Annotated in this window: 16 protein-coding genes; 7 read left to right on the top strand and 9 right to left on the bottom strand. The window is 64.0% G+C overall.

The genetic code is table 11. The features are described 5' to 3' along the window. The first annotated feature begins 156 nt into the window (after positions 1 to 156). The 4 genes from mnmG to C2U70_RS01910 all read left to right on the top strand — a co-directional run bounded on the left by mnmG (position 157) and on the right by C2U70_RS01910 (position 4,695). Positions 157 to 2,040: a tRNA uridine-5-carboxymethylaminomethyl(34) synthesis enzyme MnmG gene (mnmG, locus tag C2U70_RS01895; RefSeq protein WP_140976182.1), complete on the top strand. Its 1,884-nt coding sequence runs from the start codon at positions 157 to 159 to the stop codon at positions 2,038 to 2,040. A gap of 104 nt (positions 2,041 to 2,144) precedes the next feature. Next, a complete protein-coding gene (gene rsmG, locus C2U70_RS01900) occupies positions 2,145 to 2,786 on the top strand; it encodes a 16S rRNA (guanine(527)-N(7))-methyltransferase RsmG (protein WP_186294007.1) in 642 nt (213 codons plus the stop codon). Positions 2,787 to 2,814: 28 nt separating this feature from the next. Continuing rightward, the gene (locus tag C2U70_RS01905; RefSeq protein WP_140976168.1) at positions 2,815 to 3,669 is read left to right on the top strand and encodes a ParA family protein; all 855 of its coding nucleotides are present in this window, start codon (positions 2,815 to 2,817) and stop codon (positions 3,667 to 3,669) included. 141 nt (positions 3,670 to 3,810) lie between these two features. Next, positions 3,811 to 4,695, top strand: coding sequence for a ParB/RepB/Spo0J family partition protein (locus C2U70_RS01910; RefSeq protein ID WP_186294008.1), 885 nt, complete (start codon positions 3,811 to 3,813; stop codon positions 4,693 to 4,695). Positions 4,696 to 4,850: 155 nt separating this feature from the next. Here the strand turns inward: C2U70_RS01910 and holA are convergent, their stop codons facing one another. The 4 genes from holA to C2U70_RS01935 form a co-directional block, all read right to left on the bottom strand. Continuing rightward, positions 4,851 to 5,879: a DNA polymerase III subunit delta gene (gene holA, locus C2U70_RS01920; protein ID WP_140976170.1), complete on the bottom strand. Its 1,029-nt coding sequence runs from the start codon at positions 5,877 to 5,879 to the stop codon at positions 4,851 to 4,853. A 107-nt stretch (positions 5,880 to 5,986) separates the two neighbouring features. Beyond that, positions 5,987 to 6,538, bottom strand: a complete 552-nt coding sequence (gene lptE / locus C2U70_RS01925; RefSeq protein ID WP_140976171.1) for an LPS assembly lipoprotein LptE — start codon at positions 6,536 to 6,538, stop codon at positions 5,987 to 5,989. Continuing rightward, positions 6,525 to 9,149, bottom strand: coding sequence for a leucine--tRNA ligase (gene leuS / locus C2U70_RS01930; protein WP_140976172.1), 2,625 nt, complete (start codon positions 9,147 to 9,149; stop codon positions 6,525 to 6,527). The genes lptE and leuS overlap by 14 nt, the downstream gene beginning before the upstream one ends. 134 nt (positions 9,150 to 9,283) lie before the next feature. Next, positions 9,284 to 10,981: a diguanylate cyclase domain-containing protein gene (locus C2U70_RS01935; protein WP_140976173.1), complete on the bottom strand. Its 1,698-nt coding sequence runs from the start codon at positions 10,979 to 10,981 to the stop codon at positions 9,284 to 9,286. A 107-nt stretch (positions 10,982 to 11,088) separates the two neighbouring features. Between C2U70_RS01935 and C2U70_RS01940 the strand changes: the two genes are divergently transcribed. Beyond that, complete coding sequence (locus C2U70_RS01940; protein WP_140976174.1) at positions 11,089 to 11,778, top strand: YggS family pyridoxal phosphate-dependent enzyme; 690 nt, start codon at positions 11,089 to 11,091, stop codon at positions 11,776 to 11,778. 3 nt (positions 11,779 to 11,781) lie between these two features. On the opposite strand, the gene C2U70_RS01945 is transcribed toward C2U70_RS01940, so the two are convergent. Continuing rightward, positions 11,782 to 12,567 carry a 2-keto-4-pentenoate hydratase gene (locus C2U70_RS01945; RefSeq protein WP_140976175.1) on the bottom strand — a complete coding sequence of 262 codons (786 nt, stop codon included), beginning with the start codon at positions 12,565 to 12,567 and terminating at the stop codon, positions 11,782 to 11,784. Between the two features lie 6 nt (positions 12,568 to 12,573). Continuing rightward, positions 12,574 to 13,143 carry a L,D-transpeptidase family protein gene (locus tag C2U70_RS01950; protein ID WP_186294009.1) on the bottom strand — a complete coding sequence of 190 codons (570 nt, stop codon included), beginning with the start codon at positions 13,141 to 13,143 and terminating at the stop codon, positions 12,574 to 12,576. A gap of 201 nt (positions 13,144 to 13,344) precedes the next feature. On the opposite strand from C2U70_RS01950, the gene C2U70_RS01955 reads away from it, so the two are divergent. Beyond that, entirely contained in the window at positions 13,345 to 14,031 is a 687-nt protein-coding gene (locus C2U70_RS01955; protein ID WP_008142830.1) for a response regulator transcription factor, read from the top strand. Positions 14,032 to 14,089: 58 nt separating this feature from the next. After that, positions 14,090 to 14,533, top strand: a complete 444-nt coding sequence (locus C2U70_RS01960; protein WP_140976177.1) for a cyclic nucleotide-binding domain-containing protein — start codon at positions 14,090 to 14,092, stop codon at positions 14,531 to 14,533. Here C2U70_RS01960 and xth read toward each other — a convergent pair whose 3' ends face one another. The 3 genes from xth to C2U70_RS01975 form a co-directional block, all read right to left on the bottom strand. Then, on the bottom strand, positions 14,534 to 15,349 hold the full coding sequence (gene xth / locus C2U70_RS01965) for an exodeoxyribonuclease III (RefSeq protein WP_140976178.1): 816 nt from the start codon (positions 15,347 to 15,349) through the stop codon (positions 14,534 to 14,536). It lies immediately after the preceding gene. A 67-nt stretch (positions 15,350 to 15,416) separates the two neighbouring features. Then, on the bottom strand, positions 15,417 to 16,232 hold the full coding sequence (locus C2U70_RS01970; protein WP_246666641.1) for an outer membrane lipoprotein carrier protein LolA: 816 nt from the start codon (positions 16,230 to 16,232) through the stop codon (positions 15,417 to 15,419). Between the two features lie 107 nt (positions 16,233 to 16,339). Next, on the bottom strand, positions 16,340 to 17,388 hold a 1,049-nt coding region (locus C2U70_RS01975), incomplete at its 5' end, for a DNA translocase FtsK (protein WP_140976179.1).

A 17,388-nucleotide genomic window follows, 5' to 3' on the forward strand; every position in this document is an offset into this window, starting at 1 on the left:
TTTCACGTGAAACAGAAGGAGGAGGAGGAGCCCTCCTACTGTGCATGGGGTTGTTTTCCGCGTCTTGTCCGACGCACCTGTTGCCTTGTTTCACGTGAAACATCTGCCCGACTTTCCGCTTCCGACCTTCCCCGCTCTGGGCTAAAAGTCCGCGCTATGCGCACAGAACGAGATTCCTTCGACGTCATCGTGATTGGCGGCGGCCACGCCGGCTGTGAAGCCGCGGCCGCTTCTGCGCGAATGGGCGCTGCTACTGCGCTGGTGACGCACCGTTTTGCAACTATCGGCGCGATGTCCTGCAATCCCGCGATCGGCGGTCTCGGCAAGGGCCATCTGGTCCGGGAGATCGATGCCTTGGATGGTCTGATGGGCCGGGTTGCAGATGCCGGCGGCATCCAGTTTCGCATGCTCAACCGCCGCAAGGGTCCAGCCGTTCGCGGTCCCCGCGCCCAGGCCGACCGGAAGCTTTACGCCGCCGCGATGCAGACGGCGATCCGGGAGACCGATGGTCTTAGCGTGATCGAAGGCGAGGCGAACGAGCTGATCGTCGTGGACGGACGCGTTACGGGTCTGCGACTGGCCGACGGCCGGAAGCTGGGGGCAGGGGCGGTCGTGGTCACGACCGGCACCTTCCTGCGCGGCCTGATCCATCTCGGTGAGAAGAATTGGCCGGCCGGTCGAGTTGGAGAGGCCCCCGCCATGGGCCTCTCGAAGTCTTTTGAAGCTGCAGGCTTCACCCTGGGCCGGCTGAAGACCGGCACCCCGCCGCGGCTCGACGGCACCACGATCGACTGGTCGGCGGTCGAAATGCAGCCTGGCGACGATCCGCCAGAACCCTTTTCGGTCCTGACCGAGCGGATCACGACGCCCCAGATCCAGTGCGGGATCACCCGGACGACCCCCGCGACCCATGAGGTGATCCGGGCGAACGTGCACCGTTCCCCGATGTACTCCGGCCAGATCAAGAGCTCCGGCCCGCGCTATTGCCCCTCGATCGAGGACAAGATCGTCCGCTTCGGCGACCGTGACGGCCACCAGATCTTCCTGGAGCCCGAGGGGCTCGACGATACGACCGTCTATCCCAACGGCATCTCTACCTCGCTGCCGGAGGAGGTCCAACTCGCGATCCTCGCCACCATACCGGGCCTCGAGGGGGTCAAGATGGTCCGGGCGGGCTATGCCATCGAATACGATCATGTCGATCCCCGCGAGCTCGATCCGACCCTCCAGACCAAGCGTCTGCGCGGCCTTTTCCTGGCCGGGCAGATCAATGGGACCACGGGTTACGAAGAAGCCGGCGCCCAAGGCATTGTCGCCGGTCTCAATGCGGCATTGGCCGCCAGTGGTGCGGCCCTGACAGTCTTCGATCGCGCCGACGGTTATCTCGGCGTGATGATCGACGACCTCGTGACCCGCGGGATCACCGAACCCTATCGGATGTTCACCTCGCGGGCCGAGTATCGCCTCACGCTCCGGGCCGACAATGCCGACCAGCGCCTGACCGAGAAGGGCATTGCGCTCGGATGCGTGGGCAGTGTCCGGACTCAGTATCACCGGACCAAGATGGCCACCCTAGCGGCGGCGAAGACACTCTCGAAGTCGCTGACCATCACCCCGAACGAAGCCGCCAAGCACGGCCTGGCCCTCAACCGGGATGGACAGCGCCGATCAGCCTTTGAACTCCTGGCCTATCCCGAGATCGGGTGGACCCAGGTTCGTGCCATCTGGCCGGAGCTGTGGGCCATTGACCCTGTCATTGCGACCCATCTCGTGATCGACGCCAAATACGACGTCTATCTGGAGCGCCAGAGCGCTGACGTCGAAGCCTTCCGCCGGGACGAAGGCTTGGTGCTGTCAGATGTTGATTACGCAGACGTACCCGGTCTTTCCAACGAAGTCCGCGGCAAGCTCGAGCGTGCGCGGCCCTTCACGATCGGGCAGGCGGGCCGGCTTGACGGCATGACGCCGGCGGCGCTCGGCATCCTTGCGGCCTATCTGCGCCGTCAAGCGCGGCGGAAGACTTCGAAGCTCACGGCGTAGGGTTTCACGTGAAACAGCGCGGACCCGGCAAAGAGAGATCCGATTCACGGAGATCTGGCGCGAGCGAGAGGGCGGTGAAGTCGCCCGCAGCTCAAGGTCGGCCATTGGACCAGGACATCGCCGCGGACAAGTTCGCCGCGCTCAAACTCGCGCCGGTTTCACGTGAAACGGAAGCACGGCTCGATCGCTACGTTGCACTTCTGCTCGAATGGCAAGCCAAGACCAACCTCGTCGCGCCTTCGACACTGCCGCATCTCTGGACCCGACACATCGCCGATTCGCTTCAGCTCGTCTCACTCGCCCCCGGCGCAAAACGCTGGGCCGATCTTGGCAGCGGCGGCGGTTTTCCCGGCGTGGTCCTGGCCTGCGTCATGGCCGAGGTGCCGGGCGCCAGCGTCCATCTGGTGGAGCGAATCGCAAAGAAGGCCGCCTTCCTGCGCGAAGCGATCCGTGTCACCGCGTCGCCAGGAGTCGTACATCTCGCTGAGATCGGGGATAATGTGGATAGAATCACCGGCCCCGTCGATTGCGTCACCGCACGCGCGCTGGCTCCGCTACATCAACTGATCGGCTTCGCGGAGCCGCTGATGCGCGGTGGTGCAAAAGCGCTATTCCCGAAGGGTCAAGATGTAGAGGCTGAATTGACCGAAGCCGCTAAATATTGGAATATTCAGTCTCAACTCCACCAAAGCCGGACGGGTGACGGCTGGATCGTGGAGCTCGCCACGGCCACGCGCCGCGGCTGAGGCGTCAAGGGGTGAGTGGGGACCAGGCATGGCCGTGATCGACGAACCGCAGCAAGAACAGACGGATACGGTCCTGCCGGGCCATCCGCGCATCCTGGCGCTCGCGAATCAGAAGGGTGGTGTGGGAAAGACAACCACGGCGATCAATCTAGGCACGGCACTCGCGGCGATTGGCGAGCGCGTCCTGATTGTCGATCTCGATCCCCAGGGCAACGCATCGACCGGCCTCGGCATCGATCGCCGCAACCGGAGCTGCTCGACCTATGACGTGCTGGTCGGCGAAGCCGCCTTGCGCGAAGCGGTCGTCGCGACCGCGGTGCCGCGGTTGCACATCGCGCCCTCAACCATGGACCTTTCAGGTCTGGAGCTCGAGCTCGGCACCACGCCCGGTCGCGCCTTCAAGCTGCGCGACGCGATTGCCTCGCTCAACAACAACGTCTCGCCGGACTCCGACTACACATACGTGCTGATCGACTGTCCGCCCTCGCTCAATCTGCTGACGGTGAATGCGATGGCCGCGTCGGATGCGATCCTCGTGCCGTTGCAGTGTGAATTCTTCGCGCTCGAAGGTCTGTCGCAACTGTTGCAGACGGTCGAGCAGGTGCGTTCGACGCTCAATCCGAACCTGTCGATCCACGGCATCGTGCTGACCATGTTCGACTCGCGCAACAACCTCTCGAACCAAGTCGTCGCCGACGTCCGCCAGTTCATGGGCGAGAAGGTCTACAAGACCATGATCCCGCGCAACGTGCGCATCTCCGAGGCGCCGTCTTACGGCAAGCCGGTGCTGGTCTACGATCTCAAATGCGTCGGCAGCGAAGCCTATTTGCGGCTCGCCACCGAAGTGATCCAGCGCGAGCGCGAGCTGCGCACGACGCATTGACGGTGCCGTAGGGTGGGCAAAGGCTTCTTCGCCGTGCCCACCACCTCGCGCACATAACTGGTGGGCACGCTTCGCTTTGCCCACCCTACGATTCGAAATTCAGTTCTGGAGTACTGCAGCGTGAATCCAAGGGAGCTGGCGATGGCCGACGAAGCGCGTTCGCGACTGGGCCGGGGTCTTGCAAGTCTGATCGGCGATGTCGGCGGTGAGGCCGCGCATGTCGAGCGGCCGCGCGCGCAGCGCAAGGTGCCGATCGAATTCATCAAGCCCAATCCGCGCAACCCGCGCCGGACCTTTTCGGAAGTCGAGCTCAAGGAGCTTTCCGATTCGATCAGGCAGCATGGCGTGATCCAGCCGATCGTGGTGCGTCCGGTGAAGGGCGCGCAGGACCGTTACGAGATCATCGCCGGCGAGCGGCGCTGGCGTGCGTCGCAGATCGCGGGCTTGCACGAAGTGCCGATCGTGCCGGTCGACATCAGCGACAGCGACGCGCTGGAATTCGCGATCATCGAGAACGTGCAGCGCGAAGACCTCAACCCGATGGAAGAGGCGCAGGGCTATCACGCGCTCGCCAACGAGTTCAAACGCAGCCAGGAAGACATCGCAAAGGTCGTCGGCAAGAGCCGCAGCCATGTTGCCAACATGATGCGGCTGACGAAACTTCCCGCCGAAGTGCAGGCCTTCATCGCGACCGGTCAGTTGACGGCCGGCCATGCCCGCGCGCTGATCGGCGTGCCCGATCCGCTCGCCGCTGCCAATCGCATCGTCGAAGAGGGCCTCAACGTGCGCCAGGCCGAAGCGCTCGCGCATGAAGAAGGCGTGCCGGAGCGCAGACCACAGAAGGCGCGCGCAGGCGCCAAGGAAAAGGACCCTGATACGCTCGATCTCGAGAAGCGCGTCAGCGACGCGCTCGGGCTCAAGGTCGTCGTCAACCACCGCGATCCCGGCGGCAGCGTGCAGATCAGCTACCGCAACCTCGATCAGCTCGACGAGGTGATGAAGCGGCTGGCGAAGGGTGTGCTGTAGATTCGGTGTCGTCCTGGCGAAAGCCAGGACCCATACCGCGTGATCTCTCGGTCTGCGGCAGTCGGAGTACCGGCGAAGAGAGGACGACAGCGGGTCGTCGCCAAACTCCTATCTGGGGTAATGGGTCCTGGCTTTCGCCAGGACGACGTCGGGGCTTAACCCCTTCGCTTCGCATTCGCGGCGATCGCTATCAGCGCGCGCTGGGCGATCGCGGCGGCCAGCGCTGGCTGCTTGCGGGTGTCGAGGGCTGCGGTGGCGAGCTGCTCGATGATGCCGGTCAGGCGTACAGCGCTGAAATTGCGCAGTGCCGTTTCGACCGCGCCCTTGCGCGAAAAATGCAGCCGCGGAAAGCCGCCATCGAGCACCGCGGAGATCGGCGTGCCCTCGGCGACAGCGAGCGCGGATTTGTGCAGCCATGCTGCCTGGCGCTGGGCCGCCGAGATGATGACGCCGGGGTAGGTACCGGCAATCATCGCCTTTGCGAATTCGTTCTCGACGATGTCGGGCCGGCCTGCGAAGGCCCCATCGACGATCGGATCAAGCTTCAGCTCCGAGGCATCGGCGACGACGGCCATGACGTCGTCGAGCGTGATCTCGCCCTTGCCATGGGCGTAGAGCGTCAGCTTGCGCAGCTCATTGCGCGAGGCCTGGCGGTCGCCGCCGAGGAACGACATCAGGGCCGCGCGCGCATCCTGGGCGATGCGCAGGTTCGCGATCCTGAGCTCGTCGTCCATCAGCTTTGCCAGGTCGCGCTCGGTGTCGGGATAGCAGCCGATCGCCACAGCAGTCTTGGCGCGCTCGCAGGCTTTTCGCAGCGGCGATTCCGGACGCAGCTCGCCGGCCTCGATCACGATACGGCAATCTCTGACGTTCATGTCGGCCAGTGTGTCGACGCCGCTGGCAAAACTGCGCGAGCCCGCGCGGATGCGAATGGCGCGGCGGCCGCCGAACATCGGGATCGTCATGGCCTCATCGACCAGGCGCGAAGGCTCGGCGGACAATTCGTCACCGTCGAGTTTCACGAGCGAGAAGGGGTCGTTGGGATCATCGACGGCGGAGGCGATCAGCGCGTCGGCGCGCTCGCGCACCAGCCCCGCGTCAGGGCCGTAGAGCAGGATGATCGGGCGGCCAGCGTCAGGCCGGGCAAGGAAGGAATCGATCTCTTTTCCGCGAAGCGCGACCATGGGCCCAATCGTCATTCCGGGGCGCGCAACGCGCGAACCTGGAATCCAGAGGTTATGGATCGAGATTCCGGGTTCTCGCTTCGCGAGCCCCGGAATGACGGAGTGGTTCAGGTACCGGCGGTGAAGAACGAGGCCAGCCGGGTCGTGATGTTCTCGGCGATCTCGTTGGCCGCGCGGTCCTCGGCATCGCGATAGGCGCGGGTGCGGGCAAAGCGCTGGTAGGAGCCCGGCATGTCATAGGACAGGCGGGAGAAGGTCGTGCCCGTCATCACCGACTTGTTGGTCGCGATCTCGATCAGATTGTACTGGGCGTCGATGCCGAAATTCTCGCTGCTCGGCAGGCCCGTCGTGGCGTCGACGATCAGCGACTGGCGGCTGGTCGTGAAGCGCAGCACCAGGCGGTGGGTCGGCGGCATGCCGGTTGCCGTGCCGTAAAGCTTGAACGCCAGCGCATTGCGGACTTCCACCTGGACGCGGGCTTCGCGGGAGGCATTCGGCTTGTCGACCGGGGGAATCTCGACCCCCATCAGCTTCTCGCGCAGGCCGGGGGTGCCGTCGGTCCGTTCGGCATACATCGGCTGGAAGCAGCCGGCCGTCAGGGCTGCCAGGGCGGCGACCGCGACGAAACGGGCTGCAATGCGGATCCTAGCCGACAACATTCACGATCCTCTTGGGGACGATGATCACCTTGCGGACGGCCTTGCCGTCCAGGGCCAGTTTTACCGCATCGAGCGCCAGAACGGCAGCCTCGATTTCCGGATTCTGGGCCGCTGTTGCAACCGTGATCTCACCCCGCTTCTTGCCGTTGACCTGGACCACCAGGGTCACGGTGTCTTCAACCAGCAAATCGCGTTCGATTTGGGGCCAATTGGCCTCGGAAATCAGCCCCTGCTGGCCCAGCACCACCCAGCACTCCTCGGCCAGATGAGGCATCATGGGCGCAAACAGTTGAACAAGGATGATCGAGGCCTCCTTGATCGCCCAGGCGAGATCGGGCGCCGGCGTACCGCCCTTGCCCAGCACCTCAGCCAGCGAGTTGGTGAACTCGCGGATATGGGCCAGGCAGACATTGAAGTGCAGCCGCTCGATCCCGGTCGAGACCTTGTCCAGGGCACCATGGGCCGCCTTGCGCAGCGCCAGTGCATCCGCGCCGAACGCAGCCGGCCGGGCTGCCGGTGCGCCCTTGGCGATTACGGCCGACTCGTTCACCAGCCGCCACAGCCGCTGCAGGAAGCGCGAGGCGCCCTGGACGCGCTCGTCGCTCCAGATCACGTCGCGGTCAGGCGGTGAGTCCGACAGCATGAACCAGCGCGCGACGTCGGCGCCGTAGGTCTCGATGATGTCGTCGGGGTCGACGGTGTTCTTCTTCGACTTCGACATCTTCTCGATCGGACCGACCGCGACGTCCTCGCCGGTCGCCATCAGCACGGCGCGCCTGCCGTTGCCGCCAACCTCGATCTTGACCTCGGCCGGCGTGACATAGGTGCCGTCGGCCTTCTGATAGGTCTCGTGCACCACCATGCCCTGGGTGAACATGCCGGCGAACGGCTCGCTCATGTCGATATGGCCGGTGGCCTTCATCGCGCGGGTGAAGAAGCGGCTGTAGAGTAGATGCAGGATCGCGTGCTCGACGCCGCCGATATACTGATCGATCGGCAACATGCGGTTGGCGATCGCGGGCGTCGTCGGTTCATTCGCGTTCCACGGATCGGTGAAGCGCGCAAAGTACCAGGACGAGTCCACGAAGGTGTCCATGGTGTCGGTTTCGCGTTGCGCCTTGCCGCCGCATTTGGGGCAATTGACGTGTTTCCAGGTCGGATGATGGTCGAGCGCGTTGCCCGGCTTGTCGAAGCTCACATCCTCGGGCAGCGTCACCGGCAGTTGATCGTCCGGTACCGGAACGACATCGCATGTCGGACAGTGGATGATCGGGATCGGGCATCCCCAATAGCGCTGGCGTGAAATGCCCCAGTCGCGCAGGCGGAAATTGACCTGTCGCTCGCCGACCGGCGCGTTGCCGCGCAGCTCGTTCTCCAAGCGCTTTGCAACGTCTTCCTTGGCCTGCTCGATGGTCATGCCGTCGAGGAAGCGCGAATTGATCATGCGCCCGTCACCGTCATAGGCGGTGTCGGTGATCACGAACGACTTTGGATCTTGGCCCTCGGGGCAAACGACAGGCGTATTGCCGAGGCCGTATTTGTTGACGAAGTCGAGGTCGCGTTGGTCGTGCGCGGGACAGCCGAAGATGGCGCCCGTGCCGTATTCCATCAGCACGAAGTTCGCGACATAGACAGGCAGCTTCCAGCTCGGGTCGAACGGATGGATCGCGCGGATGCCGGTGTCAAAACCCTGCTTCTCCGCGGTGTCGATGATCTCCTGCGCGGTGCCGATCTTCTTGATGTCGGCGATGAACTCCGCAAGTTTTGGGTTCTTCGCGGCTGCCGCCTGCGCCAGCGGATGATCGGCCGAGATCGCCATGAACTTCGCGCCGAACAGCGTGTCCGGGCGCGTGGTGAAGATCTTCAGCTCCGTTTCGCCGGCGGGCGTCGTAGCTTGGTCCAGCGCGAAGCGGATCAACAGGCCTTCGGACCGGCCGATCCAGTTGCGCTGCATCAGCCGCACCTTGTCGGGCCAGCGATCCAGACCGTCGAGCGCGTCCAGCAGCTCCTGCGAGTATTTCGTGATCTTGAAAACCCACTGGCTCATCTCGCGCTGCTCGACAACGGCGCCCGAGCGCCAGCCGCGGCCGTCGATCACCTGCTCGTTGGCGAGCACGGTCATGTCGACGGGATCCCAGTTCAGCTTGCGCTTCTCGCGCTCGGCGAGGCCGGCGGCCAGCATGTCCAGGAACATCTTCTGCTGATGCTTGTAATAGCTGGGGTCGCAGGTCGCGAACTCTCTGCTCCAGTCGAGCGACAGGCCGATCGACTGCAACTGCTTCTTCATCGCGGCGATGTTGTCGTAGGTCCACGCCTTCGGCGCCACCTTGCGCTCGATGGCGGCATTCTCCGCCGGCAGGCCGAACGCATCCCAGCCCATCGGGTGCAGCACGTTGAAACCCTTGGCACGCATGAAGCGGGCCAGCACGTCGCCGAGCGTGTAGTTCCGGACATGGCCGATATGGATGCGCCCGGACGGGTAGGGGAACATCTCGAGCACGTAATATTTCGGCCGCGGATCGTCGTTCTTGGAGGCGAAGATCGCCTTCTGGTCCCACTGGCGTTGCCAGCGCGGTTCGGAATCGCGGGCGTTATAGCGTTCGGAGGTCATGGAATCGTTGGGGTTTTCGTGGGCTCTGGCCGTCCTAAAGACGGCGGACTAGGCCACAAAAAAGGCTGTTGGGTCAACGGCCGGGACCCCCGAAAAGACCGAAAGGCAGACCGTGCGGAGGCGATCCCACCGTCTCAGCCCGCCATGGCCATATCGGCATCGCCCTCGGACAATCGTACGATGCCGTGCTCGGCGACGGTATTCCGGCCGCGATGCTTGGCGGCGTAGAGGGCGGCGTCGGCGGCTTCGATCAGGTCGCCGGGACGCAGGGCGTCGTTCGGCTTGGTCGCGGCGACGCCGATCGAGACGGTTACCAGCATGTGGTTCGAGGTGATGTGGGGCAGGGAAAGCTTTAACACGGCCCCACGCACCTTCTCGCCGATCTCGCCGGCGCGGGCCTGGTCGGTGTTCGGCAGCAGCAGGCAAAATTCCTCGCCGCCATAGCGGGCCGCAAAGCCCATGGTGTCGGCGGCGATGCCGGACAGCGTCTCGCCGAGTCGGGTCAGGCAGGCGTCGCCTTCGAGGTGGCCATAGCTGTCGTTGTAGAGCTTGAAATGGTCGACGTCGATCATCAGCAGCGACAGGTCGCTGCCATATTGCTGTGCCCGCATCCATTCGAAGTCGAGGCGGCTCTGGAAGCCGCGGCGGTTGGCGAGGCCCGAGAGCATGTCGATCGACGCCATCACGGTCAGGCGATCATTGCTGGCGACGAGCTCGCGCTCGCGCTGGCCGAGCTGTGCCGCCATGGCGTTGAAGGCGCGTGCCAGCGGCACGAATTCGGACGGCAGGCGATTGCGCGCCGCGCGCGCCGAGAGATCGCCTTCGCCAAAGCGCTTGGCCATGTCGGCGAGCATTTCGATCGGCTTGATCACGAGCTTTTCGGCGGCGATGAGCGCGCCGAGCAGAACGAACACGACGACGAAGCCGAGCTGCAGATAGGCGGTGCGGATGTCGCGGTTGACGGCCGCGGACACCTTGTCCTCATCGATGCTGGTGATGAGGCGCGCGTTGGTCCCGGCGATACGAATGAAGCTGACGGCGCGCTTGGAGCCGTCGACCGCCATGAAGGAGAGCGAGCCCTCGTCCTGGTCCGAGCGCAGCGCCATGTCTGCGATGGCCGACATCAGCGGCATGTTGTCGAGCGGGCGACCGATCTCGCTGCGCTGATCGGCGGGTGCCGCAAGCACGGTGCCGGCGCTGTCGACCAGCATCGCGGAGATGCCGGGGCGGCCGCCCAGATTGTTCATGACCTTCGACATCCAGTCGAGGTTCACGGTTGCGAGCACAACGGCGCCGGAGTCGCTGCCCATCGCGGAGACCGGATAGGCGGCCATCACGGTCGGGGTCTGCGCGGGACGCGCGAGCAGGAAGTCGGACAGCACGAAGCGTCCGGTCTGCTGTGCCTGCTGGAAATAGGGACGATCGCTCAAATCGAGTCCGACATACATGTTGTTGGTCGAGCACTGGATGCGGCCTTCTTCACCTGCGATCAGCAGCGTGCGGATCCAGGGCAGGCTCGACGGCAGGCTGGCGCGCAGCACGTCGCAACTGCGGCTGATGCCGCCGGCGGATGCGCGGATAAAGGCTTCCGATTTCAGGATGGTCTCGACCGAGGAGATCACCTCGCGCTGCGCATCCGCGCTGTGGCGTGCCACGATGCTGAATTCAGTGGTGGCCTGTGCGATCTGCTTGACCCGCGCCTCTTCGAGCGAGCGGATGCGCTCGAGCATCAGCGGCGCGACCAGAATCACTGCCAGCAATGCCAGGCGTGCCCGGATCCCGAGAACCTGCTTGAGTTTCGCTCGTTTGCGGTTGAGACTGACGTTCGGCATCTTTTGCTACCCACCCCGCGCGCAAGGTAGCCCGAAGGGTTCAAAAAGCCTTTCTTGAACTCGGTAAAATTGGACCTACTTCCGTAAGAGTACGGACAATCGACATCATGACGCATGCTAACGCCTCGCCGCTAACCGCGGATTCACCAAACGCGCTCGCCGCAGTCGAAGCCGAGATCGCGCGTGCCTGCAAGGACGCGCGGCGCGATCGGGCCTCGGTGACGCTGATCGCAGTGTCCAAGACATTTGCGGCCGATGCGATCGTGCCGGTCATCGCCGCCGGACAGCGCGTATTCGGCGAAAATCGCGTGCAGGAAGCCAAGGGCAAGTGGCCAGCGTTAATTTCCGCTTACCCCGGTATCGCGTTGCATCTCATTGGCCCGCTGCAATCCAACAAGGCGAAGGAGGCCGTGGCGCTGTTCGACGCCATCCATTCGGTGGACCGTCCGAGCATTTGCCAGGCGTTAGCCAAAGAAATCGAATCCCAGAAAAGGCGCCCACAGCTCTTCGTGCAGATCAATACCGGCGAGGAGCCGCAGAAGGCCGGCATTGCGCCCGGTGACGCCGATGCGTTCCTCGTGAGCTGCCGCGACACCTACGGCCTCGAAATTTCCGGGTTGATGTGCATCCCGCCGGTCGACGAGCCGCCGGCGGCGCATTTCGCGCTGACCGCAAAAATCGCGGCGCGCAACGGGCTGACAAATTTGTCGATGGGCATGAGCGCGGATTTCGCCACTGCCATCATGCTCGGCGCCACGCATGTGCGCGTGGGCTCGGCGATCTTCGGGCATCGCTAGCGCCTACACGAATCCCACCGACACTTTTCCCAGCACGCCAAAATCCGCGGCGAAATGATCGCCGGCCTGGATCGGCAATGGCGGATGGCACGTGCCTGTGGTCACCACCTCCCCTGCCCGCAGCGTGATGCCGAGGCCGCGCAGCTCATTGGCGAGCCAGGCGAGCGCTACGCGGGGATCGCCGAGCACGTTCTTGCCGTGACCGACGTAAGCTTTCCCACGCAGCGTGATGTTCGGGCGCTCCTCGATCAGATCCATCGTGCGCCAGTTTGCGCCGGTCGCAGCACCCAGCACGAACAGATGTGCGCAGGCATTGTCGGCGATGAGCTGGGCCTCGCCGGCGCTGACGAAATCGCGGAAGCGCGAATCCGGAATCTCGATGGCCGGATGCAGGCTGCTGACGGCAGCGAGCACCTCGTCCACACTGTAGGGCGTGGACCGCGGCGGCAGATCGCGCGCCATGCGGAAGGCGAACTCCGGCTCGCCCACCGCCATCGCATTGCCCTTCATTGATGCTGGGTCGCCATCGGCGATCACGGTATCGCTGAAAATGCGGCCGGCCATGGGACCCGCGACATTGATATGCTTCTGTCCGGCTTCGCTGGTGGCCGCGATCTTCCAGCCGAATAGTTTTCCCGCTGACTGCTGCTCGAGCGCGGCCTGCACCGCGTAGCCTTCCGCACGGCTGCGCGGGCGTTGGGCTGCCGTGAGTTCGCCCAGCTTGGTACCTGCGCGCCAATGATCGAACAGGGTCTTTGATGCAGCCGCGATCTGATCCTTGTCCAGCATGATCCCTCACCCGATGATGATTTTTGTGCGTGGCCCCATCCGTCGCAACAATTGCAGCATCGCTTGTCTCGTCATCGAGACGCAGCCCGCGGTCGGACCAAAATTGTCGCGCGCCAGATGCAGGAAGACGGCGCTGCCGCGGCCGGGAATGCGCGGCCTGGTGTTGTGGTCGATCTCGATGATGAAATCATAGAGATGGTCGGCCCGCGTCAGCCGGTCGCCGCCTTGCTCCCGCTCCAGCCGGATCGGCTGGTTGTAATGCCGGTCGCCGGGGTCTTCGCACCAGGCGTCTTCAGGCTTGATCGTGCGCACCGGCAAAAAGGTCTTGGGCCGGCTATGGCGGTCGCCGCGCCACCAGAGCTGCCGTGGACGAAAGCTGCCCTTGGGCGTGCCGCCGTCCCCTTCGCGCTTGTTGGCGAGGATGCCGCCGCGCCCCAGGGCCACGGGAATGACCAGCGGTCCGGCGGTCAGCCAGCCCCGCCTGGGATTACCGGCCGCAGCCTTAACGATCATCGCCGACAGCGGTCCGGCGGTCGTCTTCTTGGCGTAACCCACTGACACAGAATGTTTTTTCATATGAACAGGGTATGTCGGCTTCATTACAGGACATTCATCAAAATGGCCTGCTATTCTGAGTTAGAGTAGTTCTGGCTTGTGAATCGGTAACAGCCCACTACTTCAAGACGAACAACAATAATAACGGCGACCCCTAACTTACCATCGCGGCTGGGTGCAGCATGTATGCGCGCCGAGTTCGACCCCCAAAAGGATGACCCCATGGCCAATGCCCGCAAGATCCTGATCGTGGATGACGACACCGATCTGCGCGACACGTTGGTGGAGCAACTATCTCTGCACGAAGAGTTCGAGGCCTCCGCCGTCGATACCGGCGCCAAGGGTGCGAGCGCCGCGAAAGCGAATTCCCCGGATCTGGTCTTGATGGATGTCGGCCTGCCCGACACCGACGGCCGCGAGGTCGTGCGTAGCTTGCGCAAAGGCGGCTTCAAGGCCCCGATCATCATGCTGACCGGGCACGACACCGATTCCGACACCATTTTGGGCTTGGAATCCGGCGCCAATGACTATGTGGCCAAGCCCTTCCGCTTTGCCGTTCTTCTCGCCCGCATCCGCGCCCAGCTCCGCCAGCATGAGGCTAGCGAGGACGCGGTGTTCTCGGTCGGCCCCTACAGCTTCCGGCCGGGCTCGAAGATGCTGACGGCGGCCAATGCCCGCAAGGTACGGCTGACGGAGAAGGAAACCGCCATTCTCCGCTTCCTCTACCGGGCCGGCCAGATGCCGGTCTCGCGCGAGACCCTGCTCCAGGAGGTCTGGGGCTACAATTCCGGCGTCACCACCCACACGCTCGAAACCCACATCTACCGCCTCCGGCAGAAGATCGAGAAGGACGCGGCCAACCCCGAGATCCTGGTCACCGAAGCCGGTGGCTACAAGCTGGTGCCGTGATACGCTTGAAGAACCTGCGATTCGTCCGTTTTCGCGGGTCCTTTGAGCTCGGTCCTGAATGTCGATCGAAGACGATGTAGCGCTGCTCGAGCGTGTCCCGACACTGCGCCTGTTGGGAGACGCCTCGCTGCGCATGCTTGCGATCGGCTCGGAGCAACGCGGCTTTGCGCGCGGCGATACTCTGTTCAATCTCGGGGATGACGCCGACGCCGGCTTCGTGGTCCAGCGCGGTGCCTTCCGCGTCGAGGACGGTGCCGGCGCCGAGATGGTCGCTGGCGTCGGCACGCTGATCGGCGAGCTGGCTCTGGTGGTGCCGATGAAGCGGCCCTCGACCGCGATCGCGATCGAGCATGCCGCCGTGATCCGGATCGCGCGCAGCCTGTTTCAGCGCGTGCTGGAGAGCGACCCCGCCGCTGCGCGACGCCTGCGCGACGAGTTCGCGATCCGCTCCAGCCAGATCGCCAGCGACATTTTGATGGCCGGCGCGAAGCTGAGCATTTGATCAGACGTCCAGCGTCACCGTGACGGGCACATGGTCCGACGGCCGCTCCCAGCCGCGGGCATCGCGCAAAATCTTGAAATCGCTGACCGCGTCCTTCAGCGCGCGTGACACCCAGATGTGGTCGAGCCTGCGGCCGCGGTCGCCGACGGTCCAGTCGGCGGCGCGGTAGCTCCACCACGTATAGACCTTCTCCGACATCGGGATGCGTTCGCGCGCGACGTCGACCCATTCGCCGGCCGCCAGCGCCGCCTTGAGCTTCTCGGTCTCGACCGGCGTGTGCGAGACGACTTTCAGAAGCTGCTTGTGCGACCAGACGTCGTTCTCATGCGGCGCGACGTTGAGATCGCCGACGAGGATGTGGCGATCCTCGCCGCGCGGATGCAGCGGCTCGCAGGCTTTCATCTCGTCGAGAAAGCGGAGCTTGTGGTCGAATTTTTCGTTCAGCGCGGGATCGGGAATGTCGCCGCCGGCCGGCACGTAGAAATTATGCAACACCAGCAGCTTTTCGATCTTCGCCTTCTCGCCGAACGACACCGAGATGTGACGTGAATCCACCTTGTCGCAGAAGGTCCTGATGTCCTTGCTCTCGAACGGAATCTTCGAGACGATGGCGACGCCGTGATAGCCCTTCTGCCCGTTCAGCGCGACGTGCTCATAGCCGAGCCGCTTGAAGCGCTTGAGCGGAAAGGCGTCGTCGATGCACTTGGTTTCCTGCAGGCACAGCACGTCCGGCCGCGCGCTCTTGAGGAATTTCGCGACGAGGTCGATGCGCAGGCGCACCGAGTTGATGTTCCAGGTTGTCAGGGAAAGACGCATGGGAGTTGCGTCTTAGCAAGTCGCCGTGGCGTGGGCAAAGGCGCAAAGCGCCGTGCCCACCGTTTGTTCAGCCCGGCGGCGTTGCGTAGTTGGTGAAGTCGATCTTGAACATGCCGGGATCGAGCTTCTTGGTCGCATCCAGATTGTAGACCGCAAAGGTCGTATCGTAACCTTGCGGATCGGTGACGGTCCACTGCTTCAACAGGCCGTCCTTGGCGCCGAACATCAGCAGCAGCCGGCTGGTACCGACCAGCGCCTGCTTCTCCTCGATGGTGACGCTGACGAACATGTCGTCAGCGGTCACGCCGATGACGTTGGTGTCCTTCATCAGGTCGATGCGGTCGGACAGCAGAAAGCGCAGCGGCGTCTGCGACAGCGGATAAACGTCCTGGGTCGCGAGCTTGCGATCGCGCACCACCAGCGACGAGCCGTCGGCGATGATGTCGATCGGGTTTGGCGGATCGTATTCGACGCGCATCTTGCCGGGCTTCTGGATGTAGAAGTCGCCCTGGGTCTTGTTGCCGTCGGGGCCGACCTGCACGAAATTTCCGACCAGCGTCTGCATCGACGACAGATAGGCACTGACCTTGGCGGCCTGCGCCTTCTGGTTGGCGTCAAAACTCTGGAAGATGTTGGCCGGCACGTTGCGGCGCGGGTCGGGGATGATCGGATTCGGCGGCGCCTGCGTCGCGCCCGTGGTCGCCGGTCCCCGCTGGGCGTCGGCTCCGGCGTCGCGGCCCTTCGGTGCCGGCTTCGGAACGGGCACGGATTGCGCATAGGACGTTGCCGTGGCCAGGGATGCGGTGATGAGAAGCGCGCCGGCGAGGCGAGCGCTTCGCGCGGCAAAGGCTGCGGCGAATGAAATTTTCGAAAGTCTGGTCAACGCGTCGTCCTGTGTGGCTAGGCGCCCTTTTACCGTGATTTCGGTCAAAAGCGGATATCGTTTTTGCGTGAAAATCTCATTCCGAGGCAGGCTGGAAGCCTCTTGCCTCACATATGGCTGTCTTCTTCCTCGACCAGAATCTCGCGTTTGCCGGCATGGTTGGCCGGGCCGACGATGCCTTCCAGTTCCATGCGCTCCATCAGCGAGGCGGCACGGTTGTAGCCGATCTGGAGCCGGCGCTGGATGTAGCTGGTGGAGGCCTTGCGATCGCGTTTGACGATCGCAACCGCCTGCTGGAACAGGTCGCCGCCACCGTCGGCGCCCATGCCGGTCGCGTCGAACACGGCGCCGTCTTCGCCCTCCGCAGGCTCTTCCGCCGTGACCGCTTCGAGATATTCCGGCTGGCCCTGCGTCTTGAGGTGACGCACCACCTTCTCGACTTCCTCGTCCGAGGCGAAGGGACCGTGCACGCGGCTGATGCGGCCGCCGCCCGCCATGTAGAGCATGTCGCCCTGGCCGAGCAGTTGCTCGGCGCCCATCTCGCCGAGAATGGTGCGGCTGTCGATTTTTGACGTGACCTGGAAGGCGATGCGGGTCGGGAAGTTCGCCTTGATCGTGCCGGTGATGACGTCGACCGACGGACGCTGTGTCGCGAGGATCACGTGCAGACCGGCGGCGCGCGCCATCTGCGCCAGGCGTTGCACCGCGCCTTCGATGTCCTTGCCGGCGACCATCATCAGGTCCGCCATTTCGTCGACGATGATGACGATGTAGGGCAGCGGATCGAGCGAGAGCTTCTCTTCCTCGTAGATCGCCTTGCCGGTCTCCTTGTCGAAGCCGGTATGCACCGTGCGCGTCGGCTCTTCGCCCTTGGCCTTCAGCTCGACCAGTCGCGTATTGTAGCCGTCGATGTTGCGCACACCGAGCTTGGCCATGTTCTTGTAGCGCTCTTCCATCTCGCGCACGGCCCATTTCAGCGCGACCACCGCCTTCTTCGGATCGGTGACGACGGGGGTGAGCAGATGCGGGATGCCGTCATAGACGGAGAGTTCGAGCATTTTCGGGTCGACCATGATCAGGCGACACTGGTCCGGGCGCAGCCGGTAGACCAGGCTGAGGATCATGGTGTTGATGGCGACCGACTTGCCGGAGCCGG

This window comes from Bradyrhizobium guangdongense, from assembly GCF_006483445.1.
Taxonomy (GTDB): domain Bacteria; phylum Pseudomonadota; class Alphaproteobacteria; order Rhizobiales; family Xanthobacteraceae; genus Bradyrhizobium; species Bradyrhizobium guangdongense_A.